The organism is Trueperaceae bacterium (assembly GCA_031581195.1).
In the GTDB taxonomy this organism is placed as follows: Bacteria; Deinococcota; Deinococci; order Deinococcales; family Trueperaceae; genus SLSQ01.
Map to the genome: position 1 here is coordinate 1 of JAVLCF010000173.1, position 3127 is coordinate 3127.

Sequence of the window (3127 nt, forward strand, 5' to 3'; positions counted from 1 at the left end):
GGCCTCGCGGTCGTTGCCCTCGCACTCGTCGTTACACAGGTCGAGGAGACGCTTGGAGCGGTGACCGACCCGAGCGCGGCTGCTGCCGACGACTAACGTCGCCACCCGCAGCGAATACGATAAGTTCTCGAGTGGCGAACAACTGGCGTGTCGCGTGAGCGTGTCCGATGTGTCGACTGCCACGAGCCGATCTCAGGGACCGCCAGAATCTGTCCACACTGTGAGACAGTCCAACCATCACCACTGCTCGACGTGGCCGCCGTGGTCGGTGGTGTGTTCGCGCTCCTCTTCGGAATCGTGTTGGCGCTTATGACGCTCGGGACGAGCCGGCTCGTCGGCTTTCTGCTGCTCGTCGCCGGGTTCGGCCTCGCCGTTGGCGGCGTCACCCGGTACCTAGACCGCCAGGCGATTCGACGTGCTCGGTGACGATCAGCGCGACGTTTTATATCCGATGGCGGCCCAGAGGTGGGTATGATCACGCCACTGGACGCCGGGGTCGTCGTCGCCGGCCTCCTGTCGGTCGGGTCGTGGTTCGCCGTCGCGGCGTTGAAATGGTCGCAGGAGCTGCCCGACCTCGACGCCGTCGTGGCGCTCGAGTTCACCGCCACCAGCGAGGTGTACGCCCGGGACGGGACCCGCATCGGCCGCATCGTGCCGGTCACCGGCGAGGACCGCGCCTCGACCAACCGCGTACCGGTCGGCCTCGACGCCATCAGTCCCGCCGCCCTGCAGGCGATCGTGGCGTACGAGGACGACCAGTTCTTCGAGCACTACGGGTTCGACCTCCCCGCCATCCTCCGCGCCTTCTACGAGGAGTTCCTGGCCGGCGGCGACCGGGGCGGCTCGAGCATCACGACGCAGGTCGTGAAGAACACCGTCCTGGCCGACATCCGCGCCGACCGGTCGCTGGAGCGCAAAGCGAAGGAACTGCTGCTCGCCATCCAGCTGGAGCGGCGCCTCACGAAACCGGAGATCCTCCAGCGCTACGTCAACGTCGTGTTCTGGGGCGGCAACGTCTACGGCATCCGCAGCGCCGCGCAGACGTACTTCGGCAAGGACCCCATCGAACTCAACCTCGCCGAAGGCCTCTACCTCGCGCGCCTCATTCCCGCCCCGAACGCCCGCCACGCCGACTTCGAAACGACGCGCGCCTCGATGCGCACCGTCCTGGACCGCATGGTGCGGCAGGGCACCCTCAGTCGCGACGCCGCCGACCGCGCCTGGCGTTACCCCCTCGAGCCGCGCGGGTGGGACGTGACGTACGCCCCCGACGGGAGCCTCGTCTCCGCCACGCCGACGGGGGACGCGGTGCTGGTGCAGGACTCGATCAGCAGCGACCTCAACTGGCACGTCGTCGTCGCGGTCCGCAACTGGCTCACCGACCGCTTCGGGGAGGCCGCCGTGTTCGGGCGCGGCGGCCTCCGCGTCACCACCACGATCGACGTGCAGGCGCAGGCGGCCGCCAACCGCGCGGCGCTCGACGCGACCCTGCCCGACGGTGCGCAACTCGCGATCGTGGGGCTCGACCCCGCCACCGGGGAGGTCCACGCCATGGTCGGGGAGAAGCTCCGGCCCGGCGTGCGCGAGGGGGAGCTCAACCGCGTCACGCAAGCCAACCGCCAGCCGGGCAGCTCCTTCAAGCCGATCGCGTACGCCACCGCCATCGAGGAGGCCGGCTTCCATCAGGCGACGGTTCTCGTCGACGAAGCGACCGCCTTCAACCAGCGCGGCCAACCGCCGTACGAGCCCGGCAACCACGACGACACGTTCGTCGGTGCGGCCACGGTCCGCGAGCACCTGAACCTGTCGCGCAACATCCCGGCCGTCAAGGCGCTGGAGGCGGCGTCGCCCGACGCCGTCGCGCAACGCGCCCGCGAACTCGGCTACGACGTCGAGCCGTACTACAGCCTCGCGCTCGGTTCGTTCGAGGTCACGCCGCTGCAGCACGCGAGCGGCTTCTCCGCCTTCGCGAACGGCGGGGTGCGGGTCGAGCCGCACTTCGTGACCCGCGTCGAGGACGCCGAAGGCAACGTCCTCTACGAGGCCGACCCGCGCCGCCACCGCGTGTGGGAGGCCACGACGGCGTACCAGGTGCTGGACCTGCTGCGCGGCAACGTCGAGGACCGCGGACCGACCGCCTTCTCCTGGCGGGCGGCCCTCCCCGGCCGCTACGTCGCCGGCAAGACCGGCACCACGAACGACGAGCGCGACATCTGGTTCCTCGGCACCACCCCCGAGATCACCGCGGCGGTGTGGATCGGGAACGACCGGAGCGGCTCCCTCCCGCGGACCATGACGCTGCCCGACGGCTCCACCGACCTGGTGAACAGCTCCCGGCAACCGATCTACGTCTGGAAGGACTTCGTGCAGGGGGCCCTGGCCGGCGTCCCCGCCGACCCCGACGGCTTCCCCGTCCCCGACGGCGTCACCTTCCGGACGTTCGACCGCGCGACCGGTACCGCCGACCCGGACGGGACGCGCGCCGCCTTCCTCGAGGGCACGACCCTGCCCGAGCGCAGCCTCGCCGGCGCGCTCGAGGTGGAGGTCCCCATCGACACCGCCACGGGACGGCGCGCCACCGCGTCGACCCCCGCCGACCGCATCGAGATCGTCGCGGTCCCCAGCGCCCGCCTCGACGCCTACCTCGAGGAGGTCGCGCCGTGACGACCGGGGATCCCGGCCTGACCGCGGTCCCCGGCGTCCGCGTCGGGCACTGGACCCATGACGTCGCCCGGACCGGCTGCACGGTCGTCCTGGCGCCCCCCGGCGGGGCGGTCGCCTCCGGCCGCGTCCTGGGGGCGGCGCCGGGCACCCGCGAAACCGCGCTGCTCGACCCCGCCGCGACCGTCGGCGTCGCGCACGCCGTGCTGCTCACGGGCGGCAGCGCCTTCGGCCTCGATGCGGCGGGCGGCGTCATGGCGGCGCTCGAGGCGGCGGGGGAGGGCGTCCCCACCCCCGCCGGCCGCGTCCCCATCGTGCCCGCCGCGGTGCTGTACGACCTCGCCGTCGGGCGGTCCGACGTCCGTCCGGGCGCCGCGGAGGGCCGCGCCGCGACCGACGCGGCGCACGACGGGCCGGTCGCGCAGGGCGCCGTCGGGGCCGGGACCGGCGCGACGGTCGCGAAGCT

Annotated in this window: 3 protein-coding genes; all 3 read left to right on the forward strand. The window is 72.4% G+C overall.

Annotated elements, in window-relative coordinates; genetic code table 11:
• The first annotated feature begins 252 nt into the window (after positions 1-252).
• Positions 253-426, forward strand: coding sequence for a hypothetical protein (locus RI554_11065; GenBank protein MDR9392553.1), 174 nt, complete (start codon positions 253-255; stop codon positions 424-426).
• A gap of 45 nt (positions 427-471) precedes the next feature.
• Positions 472-2664, forward strand: coding sequence for a transglycosylase domain-containing protein (locus RI554_11070; protein MDR9392554.1), 2193 nt, complete (start codon positions 472-474; stop codon positions 2662-2664).
• The coding region (locus RI554_11075) for a P1 family peptidase (protein MDR9392555.1) at positions 2661-3127 on the forward strand (467 nt) is incomplete at its 3' end. The genes RI554_11070 and RI554_11075, both read left to right, overlap by 4 nt.

Coding starts and splice junctions, on each gene's coding strand:
- RI554_11070 (MDR9392554.1), top strand. CDS start 472: ATGATCACGCCACTGGACGCCGGGGTCGTCGTCGCCGGCCTCCTGTCG.